The sequence below is a fragment of the Streptomyces coryli genome, from assembly GCF_011044975.1.
In the GTDB taxonomy this organism is placed as follows: Bacteria; Actinomycetota; Actinomycetes; order Streptomycetales; family Streptomycetaceae; genus Streptomyces; species Streptomyces coryli.
In genome coordinates, this window is record NZ_JAAKZV010000566.1 from 1 (window position 1) to 894 (window position 894).

Consider the following 894-nt stretch of genomic DNA (forward strand, 5'->3'; position numbering starts at 1 on the left):
ATCGGTATGGGGTGGTGGCAGTTCAGCGCGGACACGCTGGCGGGCAGCCGCTTCGTGATCTCACAGATGGCGGAGGTGAACGCGAGCCTCTTCGCGCTGCAGAACTCCACGGCGGAACACCCCGGCGCGCGAGCGTGGCTGGACGCGCACGGCCCCGCCTACCGGGCGAGGCTGGCCGCCGACCCGGTGACGGCGCGACTGGTGCCGGCGGCACTGGGCGAACGGCACCACTGGGTCGCGGACTTCGTAACGCCGACGCCCTCGCCGGGCAGTGCCGCATCGGACGACCTGGAGGCGGGGCTGGCGGAGATCCGGGCGACATCGCCGGAGCGGGCCCGGGCGAACCTGATGATCTCGCTGCGGGCCCCGCTGCCGGCGACGCTGGACGACCGCACCGACCTGGCGATACGGATGGCGGACCTGCTCGAGTGGGTGTGGGAGGAGACGGTGCGCCCGTACTGGCCGCGCCGCCGCCGCGTCCTGGAGGCCGATGTGGTCGCGCGAACGCGGCAGTTGACCGAAGGCGGCTGGGCAGCGGCACTGGACACCCTCCGCCCAGGCATGCGCTGGCTCGGCGACAGCCGCCTGCAGATCAACGCCCACGACTACCCGCCCCGCGATCTGTCGGGGGCACAGCTGTACTTCGTGCCGGTAACCCCGGCGACGGGCTGGGTGTCGTGGCGAGCTCACGAGGGCGAATACGCGATCGTCTACCCCTGCGCGGGCGCCTTGGCCGCGGCCCCGGACCCGGTACCGGAGGCGCTGGGACGCCTGCTGGGCGAGGCGCGGGCGGGCGTCCTCGTACGACTGGCCACGCCACTGAGCACGACACAGCTGGTGGCACTGACGGGGCAGGGGTTGGGGTCGGTGGGGCGACACCTGAGGGTGCTGCTG

At 73.2% G+C, this 894-nt stretch carries 1 protein-coding gene; it reads left to right on the forward strand.

Annotated elements, in window-relative coordinates; translation table 11 throughout:
* Positions 1–6: 6 nt before the first annotated feature.
* Positions 7–894 (forward strand): transcriptional regulator (locus G5C51_RS42215; protein WP_240930303.1); only part of this gene is annotated, 888 nt, incomplete at its 3' end.